The organism is Marinobacter sp., assembly GCF_048266785.1.
Taxonomy (GTDB): Bacteria; Pseudomonadota; Gammaproteobacteria; order Pseudomonadales; family Oleiphilaceae; genus Marinobacter.
On the sequence record NZ_JBLWYX010000003.1, the window covers coordinates 24,224 to 47,514 of the forward strand.

Consider the following 23,291-nt stretch of genomic DNA (forward strand, 5'->3'; position numbering starts at 1 on the left):
TCCCCTCTCCCCTTGCGGGAGAGGGGCCGGGGGAGAGGGGATAACTGAACATAGAGTACCGCCCATGAACACAAACTACCGTAAGCCCCTACCAGGCACCGACCTGGATTATTTCGACACTCGCCAGGCCGTGGAAGACATCCAGTCCGGCGCCTACGACAAACTTCCGTACACCTCCAGAATCCTGGCCGAGCAGCTTGTTCGCCGCTGCAATCCGAATGCACTGACGGATTCCCTGAAACAGCTCATCGAACGCAAACGCGATCTCGATTTTCCCTGGTACCCGGCTCGTGTGGTCTGCCACGACATTCTGGGCCAGACCGCCCTGGTGGATCTCGCAGGCCTGCGCGACGCCATTGCCGAGAAGGGCGGTGACCCCGCCAAAGTGAACCCGGTGGTTCCCACGCAGCTAATCGTGGATCATTCCCTGGCCGTTGAACACGCCGGCTTCGAGGAAGATGCGTTCGAGAAAAACCGCGCCATCGAAGACCGCCGTAACGACGACCGCTTCCACTTCATCAACTGGACCAAAACCGCGTTCAAGAACGTGGATGTGATCCCGCCCGGCAACGGCATCATGCACCAGATCAACCTGGAGAAAATGTCTCCGGTAATTCAGGCGCGTGCCGATGGCGAAGGTAAGCGCGTCGCCTTCCCGGACACCTGTGTAGGCACAGACAGCCACACCCCCATGGTGGATGCCTTGGGCGTTATCTCCGTGGGTGTTGGCGGCCTGGAAGCCGAGAGCGTGATGCTTGGCCGTGCCTCCATGATGCGACTGCCGGATATCGTGGGTGTTGAGCTCACAGGCAAGCTGCAGCCGGGCATCACCAGCACAGACATGGTACTGGCCCTGACCGAGTTCCTGCGCAAGGAGCGCGTGGTGGGTGCCTATCTGGAATTCTACGGCGAAGGCGCAGACAGCCTGACCATAGGTGACCGCGCCACCATCTCCAATATGACACCGGAATACGGTGCGACGGCTGCGATGTTCTACATTGACGGCCAGACCATCGACTATCTGAAGCTGACCGGCCGTGAAGATGAGCAGGTGGCCCTGGTAGAGAAGTACGCCAAGCACACTGGTTTGTGGGCAGACGCTCTGAAAACCGCCGAATACGAGCGCGTTCTGACGTTTGATCTCTCCACCGTCACCCGCACCCTGGCAGGCCCCTCCAACCCGCACGCGCACTTGCCGACCTCCGAATTGAAAGAGCGTGGCATCGCTGGCGAGTGGGAGTTGGAAGAAGGCAAAATGCCCGATGGCGCCGTTATCATCGCGGCCATCACCAGTTGCACCAACACCAGCAACCCGCGCAACATGGTGGCTGCCGGCCTGATTGCCCGCAACGCCAACAAACTGGGCCTGACCCGCAAGCCGTGGGTGAAGTCCTCTCTGGCGCCGGGCTCCAAAACCGTCAAAATGTACCTGGAAGATGCCAAGCTGCTGTCCGAACTGGAAAATCTCGGCTTCGGCGTGGTGGCGTTCGCCTGTACAACCTGTAACGGCATGAGCGGTGCGCTGGATCCTGTCATTCAGAAAGAAGTCGTTGATCGCGATCTATACGCGACGGCGGTGCTTTCCGGTAACCGTAACTTCGATGGCCGGATTCACCCCTACGCCAAGCAGGCGTTTCTTGCGTCACCGCCTTTGGTAGTGGCCTACGCGATTGCAGGAACCATCCGCTTCGATATTGAAAAAGATGCGTTGGGCCACGACAAAGACGGAAACCCCGTCACCCTGAAGGACATCTGGCCGGATGACGCCGAAATCGACGCCATCGTGAAACAGTCGGTGAAGCCGGAGCAGTTCCGCAGCACCTACATTCCCATGTTCGACATCACCCGCGATGCGCAGGCCAACACCAATCCCCTGTATGACTGGCGCGAAATGAGCACCTACATTCGCCGCCCGCCATACTGGGAAGGCGGCATGGTCGGAGAGAAAATGCTCAAGGGCATGCGCCCGCTGGCGGTTTTGCCAGACAACATCACAACGGATCATCTGTCGCCGTCCAACGCCATCATGATGGACAGCGCCGCCGGTGAATATCTGCACAAAATGGGTGTGCCGGAGGTCGACTTCAACTCCTACGCAACCCACCGTGGCGACCACCTGACCGCACAGCGAGCCACCTTCGCCAACCCGAAACTGTTCAACGAAATGGTGTTGGATGAAAACGGCAAAGCGAAGCAGGGCTCCCTGGCGCGCATCGAGCCGGAAGGCAAGATCACTCGCATGTGGGAAGCCATCGAAACCTACATGGAGCGCAAACAGCCGCTGATCATCATCGCCGGCGCTGACTACGGTCAGGGCTCGTCCCGTGATTGGGCAGCGAAAGGTGTCGCTTTGGCCGGTGTTGAAGCCATTGCCGCTGAAGGATTTGAACGCATTCACCGTACTAACCTGGTGGGAATGGGCGTTATGCCCCTGCAGTTCGAGGAAGGCACCACGCGCAAGACCCTCAATATCGACGGTACTGAAACCTTTGATGTCGAAGGTACGGCTGCGCCCGGTGCCAAGCTGACTCTGGTCATGCATCGTAAAGATGGAAGCTCTGAGCGAGTGCCGGTGATCTGCCGGTTGGATACTGCAGAGGAGTTGTCTATTTACTCCGCTGGCGGCGTCCTGCAGCGGTTTGCTGAGGACTTCCTTCAGTCGGAAGGCGCGGCTTAAAGGAACTGCCCCTCTCCCCAACCCCTCTCCCGCCAGGGGCGAGGGGCTTACTGCATTACCCTCAAGCTTGGGAGTAAAGCTCCCAATACTCTCAGGGTATCGCTATGTATCCCCTCTCCCCCTGCGGGAGAGGGTTAGGGAGAGGGGGCGCGGCCCAACTCCATAACCCGACAAAACCAAAAGGTACCCCATGCCCAACACCCCCCAAATCAAAATCCCCGCCACCTACATGCGTGGCGGCACCAGCAAAGGCGTGTTCTTCCGCCTGAACGATCTCCCGGAAAAGGCCCAAACACCAGGCCAAGCCCGGGACAAGCTACTGCTGCGAGTAATCGGCAGCCCCGACCCCTACCAAAAGCAAACCGACGGCATGGGCGGTGCCACATCCAGCACCAGCAAAACCGTCATCCTGAGCAAAAGCACCCAGCCGGATCACGATGTGGACTACCTGTTCGGGCAAGTCAGCATCGATAAGCCCTTCGTAGACTGGAGCGGCAACTGCGGCAACCTCACTGCAGCGGTGGGCGCCTTTGCGATCAACAGCGGCTTTGTCGCAAAAGATCGAATCCCCGAAAACGGCACGGCAGTCGTGCGCATCTGGCAAGCCAATATCCGCAAAACCATCATTGCCAATGTCCCCGTCACTAACGGTGAAGTGCAGGAAACCGGCGATTTTGAGCTGGACGGCGTAACTTTTCCTGCTGCAGAAGTGCAGGTTGAATTCATGGATCCGGCAGACGGCGAGGGCTCCATGTTTCCCACCGGCAGCCTGGTGGATGAACTGGAGGTGCCGGGCGTTGGTATTTTGAAAGCCACTATGATCAATGCCGGCATTCCAACGGTCTTCATCAACGCGGATGCGGTTGGATATACAGGCACTGAGCTGCAAGACGACATCAACGGCGACCCCGAAGCCCTGGCGATGTTCGAAAGCATTCGCGCTCACGGCGCCTTGAAAATGGGGCTGATCCAGAACATTGAAGAAGCCGCCGCCAGGCAGCACACACCAAAAGTTGCTTTCGTAGCTCCACCGGCGGACTACACTGCATCCAGTGGCAAGAGGATTGGCGCAGGTGATATCGATGTCCTGGTGCGTGCGCTCTCAATGGGCAAGCTGCACCACGCCATGATGGGTACAGCAGCGGTGGCTATCGCAACCGCAGCAGCCATTCCGGGAACACTGGTAAACCTGGCAGCAGGCGGCGGTGAGCGCACCTCAGTCACCTTCGGTCATCCGTCAGGCACTCTGCAGGTCGGCGCAGAAGCAAAAGAGGTGAACGGCCAGTGGACAGCCACCAAAGCCATCATGAGCCGCAGCGCCCGCATTCTGATGGAAGGATGGGTGAGGGTGCCGGGAGATAGCTTCTAGCATTCGGCGCCGCGTCAGGCAGTAAGCGAAAAAAGAAAAGGGTTATAGGCTCCTTTAGATCTTTGGGCGTTAAGTTTGCTAGGCTGTATTAAGCAGACATTCAAATCGAAGGAGCCGGTATCATGTCAGCAACATTCGATCTTAACGAACGCCCTGATTACGACGAAGCCCTCCAGAAGATCGCCGATTACGTCCTCACCTATAAAGTAAAAAACAAAGAAGCCTGGAACACGGCGCGCCTTTGCCTCATGGACACGCTCGGCTGCGGCCTGCTGGCGTTGCGCTTTCCGGAATGCACCAAGCATCTCGGGCCGATTGTAGAGGGCACGGTTGTGCCCCACGGCTCCCGGGTTCCAGGTACGTCATTCCGCCTTGACCCCGTGAAGGCCGCCTGGGATATCGGCTGCATCGTGCGTTGGCTGGATTATAACGACACCTGGCTGGCGGCCGAATGGGGGCACCCTTCGGATAACCTGGGCGGAATTCTGGCGGTGGCGGATCACCTGTCCCAGAAGCGCGTTGCAGGGGGCAAAGAGCCGCTTACCATGCGCGAAGTTCTGGAAGCCATGATCATGGCTCACGAGATTCAGGGCGTGCTGGCGCTGGAGAACTCCTTCAATCGGGTAGGGCTGGATCACGTCGTGCTGGTAAAAGTCGCCTCCACGGCGGTTTCCGCCAAGCTCATGGGTGCCACCCGCGAGCAGTTGTTGTCAGCGCTCTCTCACGCCTGGGTCGACGGGCAGGCTCTGCGAACTTATCGTCACGCTCCGAACGCAGGTTCCCGTAAATCCTGGGCCGCTGGTGATGCCACATCCCGGGCCGTTCGCCTTGCGGACATTGCCATGCGCGGCGAAATGGGCATCCCCAGCGCTCTGACAGCCCCGCAGTGGGGCTTTTACGATGTTCTCTTCAGCAAAACCAATAAGGATCAGGCTCTGAAGCCGGAAGACAAGCGCGAATTTTCATTGCCGCAGGACTTCGGTTCCTACGTAATGGAAAACATTCTGTTCAAGATTTCCTTCCCTGCAGAATTTCACGCCCAAACGGCCGCCGAGGCGGCTGTAACGCTTCATCCACAGGTGAAAGATCGGCTCGACGAGATCGATCGAATCGTTATCACCACCCACGAATCCGCCATTCGTATTATTTCGAAGAAAGGCAAGCTGGCAAACGCGGCTGACCGTGACCACTGCCTGCAGTATATGACTGCTGTGCCGCTGATTTTTGGCAACCTCAACGCAGAGCACTACGAAGACAGCTTTCACGAGGCCAACCCGTTAATAGACACGCTGCGGGAAAAGATGGAAATTATTGAAGACGAGCGCTATACCCGGGAATACCTGGAGGCAGATAAACGCTCTATCGCTAACGCCATCCAGGTGTTCTTCACGGACGGCTCCAGCACCGAGAAGGCTGCGGTTGAATATCCCATCGGCCACCGCAGGCGCAGGAAAGAGGGTATTCCGTTGCTGGAGGACAAGTTCCGGGCCAATCTGTCTACTCGTTTCCCGACGCAAAGGTGCGAGCTGATTAATGAAACCTGTAAAGACCAGAAGAACCTGGAAAAGACCCCGGTTCAGGAATTCGTGGGCCTTTTCGTTATCTGAGAGCGCTCAATAGATTAGCTGAGGGCTGTTAGTTGAATAGCTGAGAGCTCTCCACCCGGACCTACTGGCGGCTTGGCGATAGTGGCTTCACGTTGTCAGGCGCCCCGATATTTTCCCTGCGGGCAGACTGTTCATCCGGGAAAACTGCGGCCAGTCGGTTGTCAATACGCTCGAGTGCTTCCGCCATGCGCAGGAGGGCGTTCGTTGCGTTCACCATATCGCCTGTATTGAACGCACCTTGCTCGGGACCTGGATGTTCCCGCTTCTTCAGGCCGGTCAGTTTGGGCGTATTCTTCGGTAGTTCGTCTCCCAGCAAATCCTTGCGAATGGATTTGAGGTCGTGGGGATCGATGAACGGTCGGTCTTCGGAGTATGCGCACATCATCATGCCGTCACACAACTTGTTGATAAGCCGCGGAATGCCTTTGCTCAGCTTGTGGATTTCGCGAACGGTGTCGCCATCAAAAAGCTTGTTATCACCGTGGCCGGAAACCAAAAGCCGGTAGTCAATATACTCAGCCGTTTCAGCAAACGTCAGGCCCTCCAGATGGAAGAACAGTTTTACTCGCTGAGCAAGCTGGGGAATGTCCAGAACCGCCTGTTTCAGCTCTGGCTGGCCAAGCAGAATAACCCGCATCGAAGGCCCACCCATGCTTTCCATGCCAGCCAGCATACGGACGTCTTCAAGGTTCTCTCGGGTGAGATTCTGCGCTTCATCAATGGTTAACACCACCGGGGTGCCTGCCGTAGCCATTTTTTCCAGGTAATCGGAAATCTGGAACAGCATGGCAACCTTGCTCTCATTCTCCACCTGCATTCCAGCCTTGCGAAGAATCAGGCCAAACAGATCCCTCGATTCCAGATTGGTGTAGGCAATATTAAGTAGCTTCAGGTTGCCTTCAAGGTTGCGGATCGTCTTTTTAAGCAGAGTTGTCTTGCCCGAACCGATCTCACCGCTGATAACCACAAAGCCTTCAGAGCTCCAGATCGCCGAAGACATGTACACATAGGCCCGCGAATGTTGCTGGCTCATGTAAATAAAGTCGTCTTCCGGTGTAATGCGGAAGGGGTGTCTGTGGAGACCAAAAAATTCCAGATACATATTCAGTTCCTGTTCAGCTCTATTGCCCTGAATCAGGCGAGGCGGATCATCTGATCGCTACGCAGCAGGGTTTTGTCTGGTTCATAGGCATTATAGCTTTCGCTCACCGTCCCAAACCGAAAATCGCCGAGTAATCGATCAAGGCGATCGTGGCACTGGTCCAGATTGGTATAGTGGCGGAAACGCGAAAACCAGCTTGCGTTGTCATAACGTGGCTGCTCCGGGTCTATTTCCCAGGGGTGCAGATAAAACATCTGGGGCCGCGAACCAAAGCCCGATGCGTTGCGGAACAGATGGCGAAACACCGGGTATGGGAACTGGCGAAAATAACCTCCCCCGGCTGCCGGAATGGAAAACCCCATTATATGGGCGGTTGTCAGGGGAAACTCGCGGATAACGGCACCGCTGGCGGTTTCGATAGAGTAGGGCGTAGATGGAGAGCCCGGTATGCCGTACCGGTCGTGCCGTATAGGAAAAATACTCGAATCCCAGGTAAAGCCTGCATCGCTCAGGATATCCAGGGCCCAAAGAGATTCCCGGGTAATGGAGTAGCTTGCAGCACGGTAACCCTCTACCGCTTTGCCAGTGATGTCTTCCAGCAGGCATTTGGAGCGCACTGTTTCCTCGCGGAACACGTCCTGAGTCTGATTATAAATCAACTGGTGGCTATATCCGTGGGAGGCAATCTCGTGGCCATGGTCAGACAGTTTGCGGATGAGCGCCGGAAATCTCTCGGCTACCCAACCTAGCACAAAGAACGTTGCCTTTACCTGATGCTTGTCAAACAGGCATAGCAGGCGCTCCGTGTTCTGTTCCACACGAGAGGGCAGGGAGTCCCACTGTTCCGGTCGGATCACGCCAGAAAGTGCAGCAACGTGGAAGTAGTCTTCAACGTCTATGCTCATGGCATGTAAGGGTGAGGGTGTTTCCGTTCCGGGCATAGGCTCTCCTTTCCAGTGGTACGCTTAATCAACAGTACCGATGGCTTGATTTTCACCTAGTGATCGTGCAAATACAATTCATGATGCGAGTAATTCCTCTTTGCCAAGAAAAACAATGTAAAACTATGTTACCAAAAGATACAATGAGTTGAGATTACAACTTGGTCAGCGCAGAATGGCCCAAATGATAAAAAGGAACCGGTGGTAAGGGGTCGCTCAGTGTTCGGCTGAGTGTTCGCCGCCGGAGAATCAGATGTTGGTCTGTCGCACGGTGTTGTAATGTGTTGAGCAGACGACAAGGAAGTTTGGCGTGTCTTATATACGGTTTCGAAAACATTACCTTCATGTTCCCTATCTGGTGCTTGCTGCGCTGGAATTTGTTGTGCTGTATGCGATTTTTTCCTTTCTTGGATTTCTGCTTTCGGTTGCGGGCGTCGGTTATCCGTCGGTTGAAACAAATATCCTGTCAGCGAGCCTCTTCGCACTGATTCTGAGCTGTGGAACGCTTGCCATGGGCGGCTATCTCGCCATGGTTCATGAAAGCGTTTCAGCGCTGTTTTTCCGCACTTTGGTTGCCTACTGCTTTGTTGGCGGGATAGGGCTGAAGTTGCTCTACCTGGTGCTTCCATCGACAAACCCGGGCAGCACGAACCTGTTCTGGGCCGTGATCCTCGCGTCTCTGGTTGTGATTCTCATGCGGCTTTTGTTTCTCTGGGTTGTGGATCTGAAGCAGTTGGTACGCCGTGTGGTGATTTTCGGGGCGGGCGATTTCGCAGCTAACCTGCTGGACGAGTACGAGCGCAACATGCGCGCACTGGGCGTGCAAATCATTGGCTGTATCGCAGATAACCCGGGTGGCGCGGTTGCTGCCGATAAACTGCTTCCCACGCCCTACGACTTTTATCAGTTTTGCCGGCAAAACCGTGTTTCGGAAATTGTCATCGCGCAGCAGGAACGCCGCAGAAACGAAGGTGGGTGGCTGCCGGTGCCGGAGCTGATGGAATGCAAATTGCGTGGTATTGCCATAACCAATGGCATCGATTTCTATGAGCGAGAACTGAAAAAAGCCAAGCTGGATATGGTGCGCCCGTCCTGGATTGTGTTTTCCGAGGGGTTTAAAGCGTCAAAAACCCGTGATTTCACCAAACGATTCCTGGATCTGCTTATCAGCCTCACGCTCCTGGCAGTGATGCTGCCGTTTATTATTCTTACGGCAATTGCGGTGTTCCTGGAAACCGGGCGTCCCATACTGTACAGCCAGACCCGAGTCGGAATGTTTGGTAAAGAGTTTCGGATCTACAAGTTTCGCAGCATGCGGCAAGATGCAGAGAAAGATGGCAAAGCACGCTGGGCCTCTGCCAACGACAACCGGGTTACCCGAGTGGGGGCATTCATACGTAACACGCGCCTGGATGAGCTGCCGCAGATCTATAATGTGATTAAAGGCGAAATGAGCATCGTCGGGCCGCGCCCGGAAAGGCCGGAGTTTGTTTTGGAACTGAAAGAAAAAATTCCGTTTTATGATACCCGGCATTATGTAAAGCCTGGCTTAATGGGCTGGGCGCAGCTTAAATATCCCTATGGCGCGTCGGTTGAAGACGCCCAGGGCAAGCTGGAGTACGATCTTTACTACTCTAAAAATCACAGCCTTTTGATGGATTTTCTGATCATGATCCAGACCGTGGAAGTGATTCTCCTCGGTAAAGGCGTTCGATAACAAACAGGTTTATAAAACAAGGGCTTGGAGAGTTTTATGGATATTTCTACGTTAGTGCGGGCGGGCTTGATTGCGGTTCTGGGCCTGTTTATCACGGCCTGCTCGGGCCTGCCGTCATCCGCCGAAATGCCGCCGGCATCCGAGCTGGAGGCCGAGCCTTACGAGATTGGTGTAGGGGATACTGTTGCTGTTCACGTGTGGCGCAACCCGGAACTGGGCCAATCCATCGTGGTTCGCCCGGATGGGTTTATCTCCTTGCCGCTGATGGGCGATGTGAAAGCCGAAGGTAAAAAACCGGAAGACCTGGCTTCTGAAATCAGCGACACCCTGGGTGAGTTTATCCGTACCCCGGAAGTCACAGTGATGGTTACCAGCCCGCTCAGTAAAGAGTTCCGCAACCGTATCCGTATTACTGGTCAGGTCGCTTCGCCACAATCCGTCGCCTTCCAGCCCGGCATGACCGTACTGGACCTTGTACTCATGGCCGGTGGCGTTACTGATTTTGCCGCCGATAGCCGCGCAGTTCTGCACCGCCAGATCAACGGCGAATACCAGAGCTTTGGCCTGGATCTTGAAGCCATTCTTACCGACGGAGACATGCGTACGAACCACGGTCTGCAGCCGGGAGACGTCATCAGTGTGCCTCGTAAACAGTTGTTCCGGGGCGAGCTCTGATGGATATACAGTTCATTCTCGATACCCTTCGTGCGGTAAAGCTTGAGCTTTACCGACACAGGTTGGCAGCGGTCATCATATTCATAACGGTGACCGCAGGGGTTTTGACACTGGGCTATGTAATACCCAAAAGCTATACCTCCCGGGCGGTTCTGTACGCCGACCAGTCCAATATTCTCCAGCCGCTGCTTCGAGGCAAAGCTGAGATAACGCAACTGGATCGCATCAACGAAGCCCGGGAAATGATGCAAAGTCGCTCATTCCTCGAACAGATCGCTCTGGATACTGGGCTGATTAGAGGCGGGGAAACGGATGTTCTCCGTAACGGAAAGATCAGCAGCCTGCGCCAGCAGGTAGGTATTCGGGTATCAAACCGGAATTTTCTTGAGCTGAGCTACACGAGTGGAAGCCCGGACGAGTCCTTTCAGGTTCTGAGCGCGGTATTGAACCGCTTTGTTGAGCGCACCGTGCGTAAAAAGCGCTCCGAGAGTCAGGGCGCGTACGAGTTCATTGATTCCCAGGTTAAAACCTACCAGCGCCAGCTTGAAGAGGCCGAACAGCGCTTGAAGGAATTCAAATCCGCCAATCAGGATGGCACTGAAAGCAGTGTGCTCGCCAGAATTGAAGGCCTGCGTAGGGATATTGAAAACCTGAAACTGGAAATCCAGCAAACCCAATCCGAAGTTCAGCTTACCCGTCGCCAGCTTGAAGACGAGCAGCCGGTTCGCCGTATCACTGTCGACCCCGGCAAGTCATCTGCGGAGCGCAGGTTGGCCGCCATGCGCCAGGAGATGGACTCCCTGCTGTTGCGCTACCATGAACGTCACCCGGATGTGATTAGCGTTCAGGATCAGATTGCCGACCTCAAAAAACGTGTTTCCACGCAGACCGACGAAGACCGGGACGGCGGTGTGACCGAGGTGATGGAAAACCCGGTTTACGAAAACCTTAAAATCCAGCTGTCAGACATGACGACACGATTAGCCGTACAAAAAAACCGTCTGGCGTCGTTGGAGCGGCTTCTTGAGGAATCGTTCGAACGCTCCCAGCGGGTTGCGGAGAATCAGGCGCAGCTTTCGGAGCTTACGCGGGACTATGATGTTACCCGGGGAGTCTATGAAGACATGCTGCAACGCCGGGAAAAGGCACGGCTGTCGATGACTCTGGATGTACAGGGTGAGGGCGTAAGTTACAAAATCCAGGAGCCGGCAACGTATCCGACTCAGTGGGATGGCCTTCAGCTGTATCAGGTAGGCCTTGCGGGTCCATTTCTGGGTAGCGCCATGGTACTGGGTTTGCTGGTTATGCTGGTGATGTTTGATCAGCGCATTCGCTCACCCCGCACGCTGCAACTGGCCTTGCCGGAATCCATTCCTGTGCTGACCACCATTCCCCATTACCGTAGCACCTGGAAGGACCGCTTGCTGCGCAAAGATGTGTTGTCGATCCTGCTGGTGCTGGCAGTTTTCATGACAGCCTATCTCGCCGTTCTGGTCTTCAGCGTGATGGGCATTACCCCAGAGCAACTGATTAACAAACTCAGTGAATTAACCGGGCTTGGGCTTGGGGAAGGGAGCAATTGATGGACGACAACAAGCTCTATAATGCGCTTCTGAAAAGCCAGGATGAACGCCGCCAACTCGAACGAGACCGCGGTGAAGCCAAGGCCGACGATAACTTTCGTAAAGAGCGCCCCTACGCGGGCTCCGACAGGGACAAGCCGAACTGGAACCGGGTGGATACAAACCACCAGGAAAACCCACCGATGCTTTATGATTCGTCGATGTCGCTGGCGCTCATTGGCAATCCGTACCCGTGGAGCCGTGAACAGTTACGGGAGCGGAAAATAATCTATTCCGGCATGCCCGATAAAGAAGTGATGGATGCTTACCGGGAACTGCGTATACAGCTGCGCAACCGGACTGGTGAAGGCAACTTCACGGTGATGTTCAGCAGCCTTGGTAGCGGCCCTGGTGGCCTTCTGACGGCCTATAACCTGGCAGCTGCTTTCGCAATGGATTCCCATACCTCCGCGTTAATGGTCGATTGCGACCCTTACAGCAATGAGCTGAAAGGCCTGGTTTCCAGCCCCATGGAGGCTGGCGTGACAGACTTTGTGAGTGACCGTTCGATAGCCATCCAGTCAATTCTCTACCCGAGCGGGGTTGAGCGTCTTACAGTGATTCCTGCAGGCACTCACGCGTCCTCGGCCGTTGAACTTTTTGCTGCTGTGCGCATGCGAGAACTGATGGCCGAACTGAAGGACCGTTACCCGGATCGTTGCATTGTGCTGAACGCCCCACCGTTTCGGGAAAATACCGAAGCGAGGATTATTGAGCGCTTTGCAGATCAGATAGTCTTCGGCGTTCCATTTGGAGAAGTCACCGGAGAAATCATTGCAGATTCTGTAGATGCACTTGGGTCAGATAAATTCTCCGGCCTGATTTTTCAGGAGTAGCCTCATGGAACCTAGAGCAGGGAAAGCGAGTAAATACAGCCTCATTAATCGCTATATCGGTATCGGGTATATTGGCACCTGCTTTATTGCTGCCATCGGCGTAGCCTGGCCTTTTGCAGCCGCCGCGCAGGGCCTCAGCGACAGTGTTGAAACAGTCTCCGGTTCGGCCTCGGTGTTTACCGGCATTACGCACACCCGAACAGACCGGGGCACCTCAACCGACACCAACACAGAACCCAGTCTTGGACTGTCCGGGCAAGTGGGTGGCAGCCTGGAAAACGGTGCCAACGCGCTTGTGTTGCGATACGGCGGAACTTTGGAAACGAGCCGGGACACAGCCGACGGCGATCAAACGGACAACAGCTCCATCACCGGCGCCTCCCGCTATACACACTTTGATCCAGGCAGCCGCTTCGATTTCAATCTCGGCCACACGGTCAGTTCCGTGCGCAACGATACCGGGTTTGTGGTCAATCCCTCCAGTTACGATACCCGGAATACCCTGAGTGCGGGTGCGGGGCTGCGCTTTTATCCGGGTGAGCTTTCGACGCTGCGGTTTTTTGGCCAGGCAGGTCGTAGCTTTGGCGAGGATAGCCTCGATGATCAGGAATCCTATACCGTTGGCAGTGAATTTTCACGAAGGCTGAGTGAGCGTTCCACGGGAGGTCTTAACGTCAGCCGGAGCTGGTCTGACGAAGATGATACGGACATCACCATTGATTCCGCACAGCTGGTATACAGCCTGCAGATGGAAAGCGGGTACTTCAGTATTGGGGCAGGCGGCAGCAAAGCTGAAACCGAATTCACCGGCGGCACCACCAGTGAATATGATGCGGTGACCGGTTTCCTGGAGCGCAGTTGGGTCACCACCGACTGGCGTACTTCGGTGAAATACGACCGCAGCATGTCCGACAGCGCTACCGACCTTTCCCTGAATCTGCCACCTGATTTCTCATTCCTGCCGGATACCGTTCGGCTGCGAGATCTCGTCGTGAGCGATTCGCTGTCGATTACCCACAACAACCAACAGGTATGCGATGCCTGCAACCTTGGGGTATACGCAGCAGGCTCCCTCCTCGAATCGCAGGTTTCCGGAGTCACTTCCCATGAATACCGCGCCGGAATTAATCTTGGCTATCAGTTAAACGCGCTTCAGCGGCTGAACTTCGGATATGGCTGGGAAGGCGATGCAGATGAAGACGCTAGCGTTATTGTTGACCAGATCCATCGGATTACAACAGGTTGGACGCGGCAGCTTGCTGAAAATACCAGCTTTGGGGTACAGCTGATCCAGTCTTACCTGCGTTCAAAGTCAGTCCGAGATGATCAGGATCAGTTCGAGCTACGCTTTGTGCTGAGTCGCGGCTTTGTAATGAGCGGGCAACGTTGATCACAACTATGTTTGAACAAAAAAGGGACATACGACTTCCTCCGGAGACACCGCCACAGCTGATTGTGGTGATCGACACCGAAGAGGAGTTTGACTGGAACGCAGAGCCAGACGCCAACGCCAACCGGGTTTCTGCCATGGCGCACATTGATCGCGCTCAGGAGATTTTCAACGAGTATGGCATCTGCCCCTGTTACGTGATTGATTATCCGGTGGCCAGTCAGCCCCGGGGCTATGGACTACTGCGGCAGTTTGCAGAGAAAGGCCAGTGCGAAATCGGAGCGCACCTGCATCCTTGGGTGAATCCACCTCAGGAAGAAGCTGTGACCCGGTCGAACATGTATCCCGGAAATCTTCCCGAAGCCCTTGAGCGGGAAAAGCTCCGGGTTCTGAGTGAAACCATTCAGCAGAATTTCGGTAAGCCCCCGGTGGCCTACAAAGCCGGGCGATATGGTTTTGGGCCAAATACGACAGGTATTCTTCAAGAGCTGGGGTTTGATATTGACCTGTCTGTCTGCCCGCCTCTCGATTCCCGGGCGGATGGAGGCCCCGACTACCGTAGGTTCAATGCGCACCCCTTCTGGTTTGGCGGTTCGGATAGTCCCCTCCTGGAAATTCCCTGTAGCGGAGGGTTTATCGGCTGGGCGAGCCCGGTTGCAGTGCCACTGTACGAGGCCGCGCAACGGCTGCGTAAATTCAAGGCGCCGGGCATTCTGGCCCGGGTTGGCGCGGTAGACCGGCTTATGCTGTCCCCGGAAGGATTCACGCCAGCGGAGCACATCAAGCTCACAAAAGCGCTCTACAAACAGGGCGTGCGCACATTTACCTGGAGCTTCCACAGCCCCAGCGTAGTGCCAGGCAACACCACTTACGTTCAGAATGAAGCCCAGCTAAAGGCATTTCTGGACAGTTTTCGACGGTTTTTCGATTTCTTTTTCAATGAACTGGGCGGACAGGCGTCATCGCCCATCCGCATTCGCAAGTATATGGAGAGCAAGGCATGAAGGTGCTCGGGATATCCCCGCTAGATAAGGACTCAACGGTCTCAATCGTTGAAGATGGCAACATCCTCTTTGCCGCCGGTGAAGAACGTTTTTCAAGAAACAAGCAGCAAGCAGGCTTTCCGCGCCTGGCTCTGGAAAAAGCGCTTTCATACACCGGGCTCTCCATGAGCGATTTTGACCAGGTGTGCTATCCGTTTCTCACCTGGGAAAACGAGCAGAAGCTGTTCACAAAAAACCTGGAAGACGAAAAAGCGTTTATCAAAACATTCCAGCCCAAGGACCTGAGCCCACAGATCAAAGAAGCGCTGAGCCGTGTGCCTGATCGCAATCAACCGATTCATGGCCTTGAGCACCCGAACGCTATTATGGAAAAGGGGTTTCTTCATAACTCCTACTACAACATGGCGGGTGTACAGAAGCTGGCGTCCAACAACGCCGCCCTGAAATCCTCCCGACACTGGGGTGAAGGCGCCACAGAGTCTTTCCAGCAGTGGCAAAACGAGCTCACCCAAGGCCTGAACGAGATGGGCTGGACGAAACCGGTGAAACGCATGGATCACCACCTGTCCCACGCTGCCAACAGCTTTCTGTGCAGCGGCTATGAACGGGCACTGTGTGTGACCCTGGATGGCTATGGTTCGGGGCTTGCCGGTTCCGTAAGTGAAGCCCGCGATGGAAAGATTCATCGCCTGCATGGGCTGCCATTCCCGAACTCACTCGGTACGCTTTATGAGCACGTTACCTCCAGCCTCGGGTTTAAACCCAGCCGACACGAAGGCAAGATTGTAGGCTTGGCCTCGTACGGCGACGCTGAGATCCTGGGGGAAATTCTTCTCTCCCGTATCGAACAGACGCCGGGCGATTTCCGTATTTACGAAGCCAACAACGTATTTTTCTCGCGTTATCTGGCATCAAAGTTTCCGAAGATCGACGTGGCTGCCGCCTACCAATACGTACTCGAGAAAGTGGCGACTAACTATATCCGGTACTGGGTCGAAAAAACCGGGATAGACACCATCGTACTCTCGGGCGGCGTAACCGCGAATGTAAAACTGAACCAGCGTATTTTTGAAATTGAAGGCGTTAACCATATTTTTGTGTATCCCAATATGGGCGATGGTGGCTGTGGCACCGGAGCAGCGCTCTATCACAGCTGGCCCGGCGGTGTGAAACCTTCTATCACCAATGCCTACATGGGGCCGGACTATTCCGAAGCGGAACTGGAAAAGGCACTGAAGGCGGAAAACCTTCAATACCGCCGCCCCGAAAACCTCGCCGCAGAGGTTGCCGCGCTGATTCACGGCGGCGAAGTGGTCGCGCGGTTCGACGGACGCATGGAATACGGCCCCAGGGCTTTGGGCAACCGTTCCATTCTTTATCATGCCCGTGAGCCTGAGGTAAACCAGTGGCTGAACAAGCGCCTTGGCCGCACCGAATTCATGCCATTTGCCCCGGTTACCCTCTACGAAGCCCGGGAGAAGTGCTACCACAACATAAAAGGCGCGGAGCACGCTGCGGAATTCATGACCGTTACCTTTGACTGTACCGACTTCATGCGCGAAAACTGCCCGGCTGCCGTTCATGTGGATGGTACAGCACGGCCTCAGCTAATCCGTCGGGAAGCCAACCCCGGCTACTACGACATCCTGTGTGAGTATGAAAAGCTGAGCGGGATCCCCAGTCTGATCAACACCAGTTTCAACATGCACGAAGAGCCCATTGTCAACTCTCCGGAGGACGGCGTGAGAGCCTTCATTCAGGGCGCGCTGGATTATCTCGCGATAGGGCCATTCCTGGTAAAACACCCGAACCCGGGGCATTGATCTGGTAACGGACGTAAGGCCATGACAGCAGGACTGCTGACCGTGACAACAGAGCCAGCCGCCGCGTGCGCAACCTTGCGTAACGACTGGCTGGATCTGGAGCGCCGTGCACAAACCACGGTGTTTCTTTCCTGGCAATGGCTCGGGCACTGGCTGCACGTGTACAAGCCAGATGCGCTGGTACTCCGTGTAACGGAAGGGGAGCGGCTGGTTGGCTTGGGGTTGGTGGTAGAATCCGATGAGCGCCGCCACGGTGTTCTGAAATCCCGCTGCCTGCGTTTGCACCAGACCGGTTACAAACTGCTGGATCAGATCTGGATTGAGTACAATGGCTTTCTGGCGGAGCGCGGGAAAGAAGATGCTGTTGCCAAAGCCTGCCTGGAACACCTGTGCCATGAAATGCCGGACTGGGACGAGTTTATTCTCGGCGCCATTGATGCCGACGAAGCAGACCGATATGCCCGGATTACCGAGCTCTACAAATACCTGCGCTGGGAAGCACCTTGCTTTGGCGTGAATCTTGATGGCCTGCGCCGAAACGGTGAGCATTATCTTGATACGCTTTCACGCAATACCCGTTACCAGATCAACCGGGCTCACCGGCTTTACGGTGAGCGTGGCGAAGTAAAGTTGGTACGCCCGGACTCCACCGAGAGAGCGCTGGCGGTATTTGACCGCATCGGGCCAAGGCACCTCAAGCGTTGGGGTGACGGCCCAGACCAGAGCGGGTTCGCCAATCCGGATTTTGTGCGCTTCCACCGGGAACTGATCCGCGCGCAATGGGCCGAAGGGGGCGTGGATCTGGTTTCGGTGATGGCGGGCGACGAAGAGATTGCCTGCTTTTATAACCTCCTGCACAACCAGGTAGTCTACTTCTACCTGGCTGGCATGGCCGTTGAAACCGACAATCGCCTCAAACCGGGTTTACTGGGCCACAGCCTGTGTATTGAAGACTATCGCCACCACGGCTTCCATTATTACGATTTCATGGGCGGGGATGAGCGGTACAAATCCAATCTCGGCCATTTTCATCGCAACCTGGTGCAGATCGCCTTACAACGCCCTCGCTTCAAACTGAAGCTTGAAGATGTTGCAAGGCGGGCAAAAAACCGTTGGCTTGGGGAGGCGAGTGCTGGCTATGAGCGCTGAACTGCAAACCCGGGCCTCCAGATTCAACGTTTTTCCCGCAGGCGAATACAACCGGTACGTAACAGGACACCCTGAAGCAACGCCATATCACAGCAGCGCCTGGCTGCAGGCCGCAGAGAGCGCCTATGGCCATACAGGCTGGCTGATCAGCGTACACCACAACGAAAAGCTCTGTGGTGTATTGCCTCTGGTGGAAGTAAAGCCGCCAATTGGTTCAGGGAGCTTGGTTTCTCTGCCATTCTGCGATCTGGGCGGTGTACTGGCGGACGACACGGAAATCCGGGGGCGGCTGATTACCGAAGCCCGAAAGCTGGCCGAGACGAATCGCATCAAAACCCTGGAAATCCGTGATGGCGGAGTGGCACTGAACGCTGCAAAAGATGCCACAGGCGAACAAAACCAGCAGAGAATCGAAGCGCTGCCTGGCAATACAAAAGTACGAATGCTCTGCGACTTACCAGAAAACAGCGAAGCCCTGTTCAAAAGCTATAAACCCAAGCTACGCAGCCAGATTCGCAAGGCTGAGAAAAACGGGCTAAGGGCTGAATTACGCACAGAAGCGGATGCTGTGAATCTGTTTTACGACGTATTCGCCCAGAATATGCGCAGGCTTGGCTCGCCGGTACACAGCTTACATTGGTTTCAGGATCTGAAGGCCGCCTACGGCGATGACATGCTAATTGGCCTGGTATTCCAAAACCATAAGCCCGTGGGCGCTGGCATTGTACTGCTAGGCGGCAAAGAAGCGTGCATTCCCTGGGCATCGACGCTGGAAGAGTTCAACCGGCTTGCACCCAACATGCTGCTGTATTGGACGTTGCTCAGCCACGTATGTGATCTGGGCTGCACCCGGTTCGACTTTGGCCGCTCCACCTTGGATGAAGGCACTTATCGCTTCAAAAAACAGTGGGGCGCGCAACCCTATGAGCTGATCTGGTCAGAATACCGCAACGGTGAGCAAAACCCGCCGAGGGTGGATGCAGGCGGTACCGGGATATCCACTGCCTCCCGGCTCCGCCCCCTTATTGAAAATATCTGGCGACAACTGCCGCTGCCGTTTGCCAACTGGCTGGGCCCAAAATTGAGACGATACATCACCTTATGACGTTTGTACTGCTGTTAACACTCTTTTGTCTTGCCGTTCCCGTGTACGTGTACGTCGGGTACCCGACACTACTGTGGCTGCTGACCCGGGGCCTGCCAGATATTACTCACCGTCGCGGCAATCAGAAGCCTTCAGTCGCTCTTGTTGTCTCCTGCTACAACGAAGCAGACGTGATCCGTGAGAAGCTGCAAAACGCCCTGGAGCTGGATTACCCGCAGGAACTGCTTAAGATCATCGTGGTGTCAGACGGCTCAGACGATGGCACAGACGAGGCGGTAAAAGAGTTTGAGAACGAGCGTATAGTGCTGATCCGCCAGGAAGGTCGGCTGGGCAAAACCATGGGCATTAACTTGGCCATGGAGCAGATTAGCGCTGATATCACTGTGTTCAGCGACGCCAACGCCCTGTACGCCAGCGATGCGATCAGCAAACTGGTACGCAACTTCGCCGATCTGGATGTGGGCTACGCAGTGGGCGCAGCCCTCTATACTGATGGCAACCAGGGCGCCAGCGCCCGTAATGAAAACCTTTACTGGCGCTATGAGCTGGCGATCAAAGCCATGGAGTCCCGGCTGCATTCCGTAGTGGGCGGAGACGGCGCTATTTACGCCATTCGCACCAGGCTCTGGGAGCCATTACAGCAGCAGGACATAAACGATTTTGTGAACCCCCTGCAGATCATCGCCAAAGGCTACCGGGGTGTGTTCGATGCAGAGGCACGATGCTTTGAAGAAACCGCCGGCGATTTCGACCGGGAAGTGGCTCGCAAGGAACGCATCGTAAACCGCAGCATTCGCGGCCTGATGCGAGCCGGGCAGGTAATGAACCCCGCGAAAACCGGCGTGTTTGCCTTTGAGGTTATCTCCCACAAACTGCTGCGTTGGCTGATTCCGCTGTTCCTGCTCGCCGGCGTTGCAGGCAGTGTGATCCTGGCTTTTGCCGGCATCGGTCTGTTCAAGCTTATTACTGCAGGCACAATACTGATATTAGTGCTCACGCTTGTGGGGCACCTGTCTGAAAATCGCAACCAATTACCCACCTGGATTGCCACACCTTATTACTTTGTGATGGTAAACGGCTATGCAGTTCGCGGCATTGTGAAAGCGCTGCAGGGGCGAACCCAGGTAACCTGGAACAGCGCCAGAAACACCGAAACAAGGAATTCCGGAGTGTCAGACCAGTGAGTAAGCTACGAGTGCTTCAGTTCATTACTCCAGCGGGTTTTTACGGGGCAGAACGTTGGGTTCTTGCGCTGGCCAACAACATTAACCGTGACGAAGTTATCTGCGATCTCGCGGTGACCCGGGAATCTCCTGATCAAGACCTTTCGGTGGCCGAATACTATCCCCGCAATGATGATCAGCAAGTCCATTATCTTGATATGAACGGGCGATTTGATCTCCGAGTGGTCGCGAGGTTGTGCGAAGTAATTCGTAACCGCCAGATTGATGTTATTCATACTCATGGATACAAATCCGACATACTGGGGCTCCTCGCTGCCAAGCGGACGGGTATTGCCTGCGTGAGTACACCTCATGGATTTTCGGGTAACGTGGGTTTCAAGCTTGCGACGTTTATTCGTATTGGCACCCACATGCTGCGCTACTTTGACCAGGTAGTTCCTCTTTCCGAGGAGCTGATGGACGACATGAAGCGGTTTAAGGTGCCTGAAGCCAAAACTTCCTTTATCCGGAACGGCGTGGATCTCACGGAAATTGATGCAGCCCTGGCAAGCCTGCCTGAAGATAAGAATCTCGAAACAGATTCACGAATTATCGGTTTTATCGGTCAGATGATCCCTCGTAAAGGTATACCCGATCTTATTGAGGTTTTTGACCAGCTCTATCAACAGGAACCAAACCTCCGGTTGCAGCTCCTTGGCGATGGCAGCCAACGATCAGAACTGGAACGCCAGGCGGCAGAACTGAGCAGCGTTAATGCTGTTGAGTTTCTGGGGTTTCGCAGCGATCGGCTCGAGTTGCTCTCAAAATTCAACCTGTTTGTAATGACCTCCTCGCTGGAAGGGATCCCCCGATGCATGATGGAGGCCATGGCGGTGGGTGTTCCAGTGGTCGCCTATGATATCCCCGGTGTCGATCAGCTTGTGGAACATGGCAAAACCGGGTTGCTTGCGCCGTTTGGCGACAAGGCCGCGCTGGCCGCATGCTGCAAACAGGTTCTCGGTGATCCCGAGTTGGCGGCTACCCTCAGCCGCAATGCACGGGAAATGGTCAATGAACGTTACTCAGCTGCCCGCATGGCAAACGAGTATGAGGTTCTGTTCCGTAAGCTGACTGGCAAAATCAAAGAAATACCATCGCCTCAAAGGGAGGCCAGCTAATGTGTGGACTGGCCGGCTTCCTGCGTACCGCTTCAACTCCTGAGAGAGATGCCCACCAGCGCTGGCTTGAGAACATGGGGCAGGCGATCATTCATCGTGGGCCGGATGCCGGTTCAACCTGGCTTGATGACTCAGTAGGGATGGTACATCGCAGGCTGAGTATTATTGACCTCAGCGATGCGGGAACCCAGCCCATGGTGTCTGCCTCCGAGCGCTACGTAATTGCCTACAACGGTGAAATCTACAACTTTCAGGAACTGCGTGACGACCTTATCAGCCAGGGTCACAGTTTCCGCACACGAACCGATACAGAGGTTCTGCTCGCGCTCTACGAAATTCATGGCCCTGAATGCCTCCAATTACTGAATGGCATGTTTGCTCTGGCCATATGGGATCGCTCTGCCCGCAAACTGTTTTTGGCAAGAGATCGCCTTGGAAAAAAGCCGTTGTACTTTTACGAAGCCAACGGACAGTTTGCGTTTGCCTCTGAGTTGAAAGCCTTAACGCCCGCACCCTTTGTTAAAAAAGAGTTGCGCCACGACGCGATTAAAGACTTTTTTGCTTATCAGTACATACCGGATCCGAAAACCATCTACAAAAACGTCCACAAACTGGCCCCAGGCCATTGGCTAACGACAGATGGAACACACACACACCAGGAACAGTATTGGGATGTGTCTTTCGGGTCACCCTCAAGTGCAAGCCTGGATGAACTGGAGGACGGTCTCTATAATCTGATTGACGATGCAGTTCGCCTGCGCATGGTCAGCGATGTGCCCCTTGGGGCATTCCTGAGCGGCGGAATTGATTCGAGTGCAGTCGTCGGACTAATGGCCGGCCACACCAACAAGCCTGTTACAACCTGCGCTATCGGGTTTGATTCAAAACGGTTTGATGAAGTGCACTGGGCTAAAACAGTTGCTGAGCAGTTCAAGACAGATCATCACGAATTCACCGTAAAAGACAACGTCGCGGAGAGCCTTGGGAGCATTGCGCACTTCTTTGATGAGCCCTTTGCGGATCCGTCGTTCATTCCCACGTATTTTGTATCACAGTTGGCGCGCCAGAAAGTCACTGTGGCACTGGCTGGTGACGGTGGAGATGAGAACTTTGCCGGTTATAGCAAATATTACACAGATCAAGTGGAAAACAGACTTCGAGGTTTTATCCCGACCGCACTCCGGCAAAATCTGTTCCCTGGTCTCGCGCAACTGGCAGGGCTTATAAATACTGGCCCAACTCGGAAAGCCAAATCACTTCTGGGAACATTGGCACTGGAGCCGGACGAGGCCTTTTTCATCACCAACAGCTTCTTCCGCAGAGATGTGTGGAACGATCTTGTAACGGGCGAGCTCAAGCAAGAAACCCGAGATTACGATCCTGCGGATATTACCCGCGCCCATTACAAGAATGCGGATACCGACGATCACCTTTCCAGCATTCTTTATACAGACATAAAAACCTATCTTCCCGGGGATATTCTGGTGAAGGTAGACCGCATGAGCATGGCGAACTCACTTGAAACCCGTGCCCCGCTTCTTGATTACCGGGTGGTGGAGTATGCGGCGCAGATACCTGCAGCACTGAAAATTCACGGAAAAGAAAAGAAATTCATTCTGAAAAAAGCATTTGAACGCATGCTGCCGGACGACATTCTGTACCGAAAGAAAATGGGCTTCTCTGTGCCATTGGCTGAGTGGCTTAGGGGAGAAATCAGGCCGTTGGCTGATGGTATCTTCCACTCCAACCAGGGGGGGCTCGCTGATCTATTCAATATGACGAAAGTACGGGATCTCTGGCGGCTTCATCTCAACGGGGATAATCGATATACCCAGGAACTATGGTCTATGATCGTATTCGAACTTTGGTGGAGAGCCTATTCCGTATGAAGATAACTACCGCCTCCGTTCAGAAAAATGTCACTCTCAGCTCC

At 54.9% G+C, this 23,291-nt stretch carries 17 protein-coding genes; 15 read left to right on the top strand and 2 right to left on the bottom strand.

Annotated features, from left to right (window positions below):
- Positions 1–64: 64 nt before the first annotated feature.
- From acnD to prpD, 3 genes are all read left to right on the top strand, one after another.
- Positions 65–2,677 (top strand): Fe/S-dependent 2-methylisocitrate dehydratase AcnD, encoded by a 2,613-nt coding sequence (gene acnD / locus ACN0V1_RS05655; protein ID WP_417544079.1) that lies wholly within the window; start codon positions 65–67, stop codon positions 2,675–2,677.
- A gap of 190 nt (positions 2,678–2,867) precedes the next feature.
- Positions 2,868–4,046 carry a 2-methylaconitate cis-trans isomerase PrpF gene (prpF, locus tag ACN0V1_RS05660; protein WP_417544080.1) on the top strand — a complete coding sequence of 393 codons (1,179 nt, stop codon included), beginning with the start codon at positions 2,868–2,870 and terminating at the stop codon, positions 4,044–4,046.
- 122 nt (positions 4,047–4,168) lie between these two features.
- On the top strand, positions 4,169–5,653 hold the full coding sequence (gene prpD / locus ACN0V1_RS05665; protein WP_417544081.1) for a 2-methylcitrate dehydratase: 1,485 nt from the start codon (positions 4,169–4,171) through the stop codon (positions 5,651–5,653).
- A gap of 61 nt (positions 5,654–5,714) precedes the next feature.
- On the opposite strand, the gene ACN0V1_RS05670 is transcribed toward prpD, so the two are convergent.
- Positions 5,715–6,755 (bottom strand): ExeA family protein, encoded by a 1,041-nt coding sequence (locus tag ACN0V1_RS05670; protein ID WP_417544082.1) that lies wholly within the window; start codon positions 6,753–6,755, stop codon positions 5,715–5,717.
- A 32-nt stretch (positions 6,756–6,787) separates the two neighbouring features.
- A complete protein-coding gene (locus ACN0V1_RS05675) occupies positions 6,788–7,696 on the bottom strand; it encodes an XrtA system polysaccharide deacetylase (protein WP_417544083.1) in 909 nt (302 codons plus the stop codon).
- Between the two features lie 310 nt (positions 7,697–8,006).
- On the opposite strand from ACN0V1_RS05675, the gene ACN0V1_RS05680 reads away from it, so the two are divergent.
- Genes ACN0V1_RS05680 through asnB form a run of 12 tightly spaced genes read left to right on the top strand, consistent with a single transcriptional unit; the run spans position 8,007 to position 23,247 of the window.
- Positions 8,007–9,413, top strand: a complete 1,407-nt coding sequence (locus tag ACN0V1_RS05680) for a TIGR03013 family XrtA/PEP-CTERM system glycosyltransferase (protein WP_417544084.1) — start codon at positions 8,007–8,009, stop codon at positions 9,411–9,413.
- A 36-nt stretch (positions 9,414–9,449) separates the two neighbouring features.
- Entirely contained in the window at positions 9,450–10,088 is a 639-nt protein-coding gene (locus tag ACN0V1_RS05685) for an XrtA/PEP-CTERM system exopolysaccharide export protein (RefSeq protein ID WP_417544085.1), read from the top strand.
- Positions 10,088–11,671, top strand: a complete 1,584-nt coding sequence (locus tag ACN0V1_RS05690) for an XrtA system polysaccharide chain length determinant (RefSeq protein WP_417544086.1) — start codon at positions 10,088–10,090, stop codon at positions 11,669–11,671. Before ACN0V1_RS05685 ends, ACN0V1_RS05690 begins: the two co-directional genes overlap by 1 nt.
- Positions 11,671–12,546, top strand: a complete 876-nt coding sequence (locus ACN0V1_RS05695) for a polysaccharide biosynthesis protein (protein WP_417544087.1) — start codon at positions 11,671–11,673, stop codon at positions 12,544–12,546. Before ACN0V1_RS05690 ends, ACN0V1_RS05695 begins: the two co-directional genes overlap by 1 nt.
- A 4-nt stretch (positions 12,547–12,550) precedes the next feature.
- On the top strand, positions 12,551–13,936 hold the full coding sequence (locus ACN0V1_RS05700) for a hypothetical protein (protein ID WP_417544088.1): 1,386 nt from the start codon (positions 12,551–12,553) through the stop codon (positions 13,934–13,936).
- Between the two features lie 8 nt (positions 13,937–13,944).
- Positions 13,945–14,940 (top strand): polysaccharide deacetylase family protein, encoded by a 996-nt coding sequence (locus ACN0V1_RS05705; protein ID WP_417544089.1) that lies wholly within the window; start codon positions 13,945–13,947, stop codon positions 14,938–14,940.
- The gene (locus ACN0V1_RS05710) at positions 14,937–16,763 is read left to right on the top strand and encodes a carbamoyltransferase (protein WP_417544090.1); all 1,827 of its coding nucleotides are present in this window, start codon (positions 14,937–14,939) and stop codon (positions 16,761–16,763) included. The genes ACN0V1_RS05705 and ACN0V1_RS05710 overlap by 4 nt, the downstream gene beginning before the upstream one ends.
- A 21-nt stretch (positions 16,764–16,784) precedes the next feature.
- A complete protein-coding gene (locus tag ACN0V1_RS05715; protein WP_417544091.1) occupies positions 16,785–17,912 on the top strand; it encodes a GNAT family N-acetyltransferase in 1,128 nt (375 codons plus the stop codon).
- Entirely contained in the window at positions 17,902–19,017 is a 1,116-nt protein-coding gene (locus ACN0V1_RS05720) for a FemAB family XrtA/PEP-CTERM system-associated protein (protein WP_417544092.1), read from the top strand. The genes ACN0V1_RS05715 and ACN0V1_RS05720 overlap by 11 nt, the downstream gene beginning before the upstream one ends.
- Positions 19,014–20,201, top strand: a complete 1,188-nt coding sequence (locus ACN0V1_RS05725) for a glycosyltransferase family 2 protein (protein ID WP_417544093.1) — start codon at positions 19,014–19,016, stop codon at positions 20,199–20,201. Before ACN0V1_RS05720 ends, ACN0V1_RS05725 begins: the two co-directional genes overlap by 4 nt.
- A complete protein-coding gene (locus tag ACN0V1_RS05730; RefSeq protein ID WP_417544094.1) occupies positions 20,198–21,358 on the top strand; it encodes a glycosyltransferase family 4 protein in 1,161 nt (386 codons plus the stop codon). Before ACN0V1_RS05725 ends, ACN0V1_RS05730 begins: the two co-directional genes overlap by 4 nt.
- Positions 21,358–23,247, top strand: coding sequence for an asparagine synthase (glutamine-hydrolyzing) (gene asnB, locus ACN0V1_RS05735; protein ID WP_417544095.1), 1,890 nt, complete (start codon positions 21,358–21,360; stop codon positions 23,245–23,247). Before ACN0V1_RS05730 ends, asnB begins: the two co-directional genes overlap by 1 nt.
- Positions 23,248–23,291: the final 44 nt, after the last annotated feature.

Bases quoted from the DNA above. Each gene is read 5' to 3' on its own strand.
- ACN0V1_RS05685 (WP_417544085.1), top strand. From the start codon at position 9,450: ATGGATATTTCTACGTTAGTGCGGGCGGGCTTGATTGCGGTTCTGGGC.
- ACN0V1_RS05725 (WP_417544093.1), top strand. From the start codon at position 19,014: ATGACGTTTGTACTGCTGTTAACACTCTTTTGTCTTGCCGTTCCCGTG.
- ACN0V1_RS05695 (WP_417544087.1), top strand. From the start codon at position 11,671: ATGGACGACAACAAGCTCTATAATGCGCTTCTGAAAAGCCAGGATGAA.
- prpF (WP_417544080.1), top strand. From the start codon at position 2,868: ATGCCCAACACCCCCCAAATCAAAATCCCCGCCACCTACATGCGTGGC.
- ACN0V1_RS05690 (WP_417544086.1), top strand. From the start codon at position 10,088: ATGGATATACAGTTCATTCTCGATACCCTTCGTGCGGTAAAGCTTGAG.
- ACN0V1_RS05705 (WP_417544089.1), top strand. From the start codon at position 13,945: ATGTTTGAACAAAAAAGGGACATACGACTTCCTCCGGAGACACCGCCA.
- asnB (WP_417544095.1), top strand. From the start codon at position 21,358: ATGTGTGGACTGGCCGGCTTCCTGCGTACCGCTTCAACTCCTGAGAGA.
- ACN0V1_RS05710 (WP_417544090.1), top strand. From the start codon at position 14,937: ATGAAGGTGCTCGGGATATCCCCGCTAGATAAGGACTCAACGGTCTCA.
- prpD (WP_417544081.1), top strand. From the start codon at position 4,169: ATGTCAGCAACATTCGATCTTAACGAACGCCCTGATTACGACGAAGCC.
- ACN0V1_RS05700 (WP_417544088.1), top strand. From the start codon at position 12,551: ATGGAACCTAGAGCAGGGAAAGCGAGTAAATACAGCCTCATTAATCGC.
- ACN0V1_RS05675 (WP_417544083.1), bottom strand. From the start codon at position 7,696: ATGCCCGGAACGGAAACACCCTCACCCTTACATGCCATGAGCATAGAC.
- acnD (WP_417544079.1), top strand. From the start codon at position 65: ATGAACACAAACTACCGTAAGCCCCTACCAGGCACCGACCTGGATTAT.
- ACN0V1_RS05720 (WP_417544092.1), top strand. From the start codon at position 17,902: ATGAGCGCTGAACTGCAAACCCGGGCCTCCAGATTCAACGTTTTTCCC.
- ACN0V1_RS05670 (WP_417544082.1), bottom strand. From the start codon at position 6,755: ATGTATCTGGAATTTTTTGGTCTCCACAGACACCCCTTCCGCATTACA.
- ACN0V1_RS05715 (WP_417544091.1), top strand. From the start codon at position 16,785: ATGACAGCAGGACTGCTGACCGTGACAACAGAGCCAGCCGCCGCGTGC.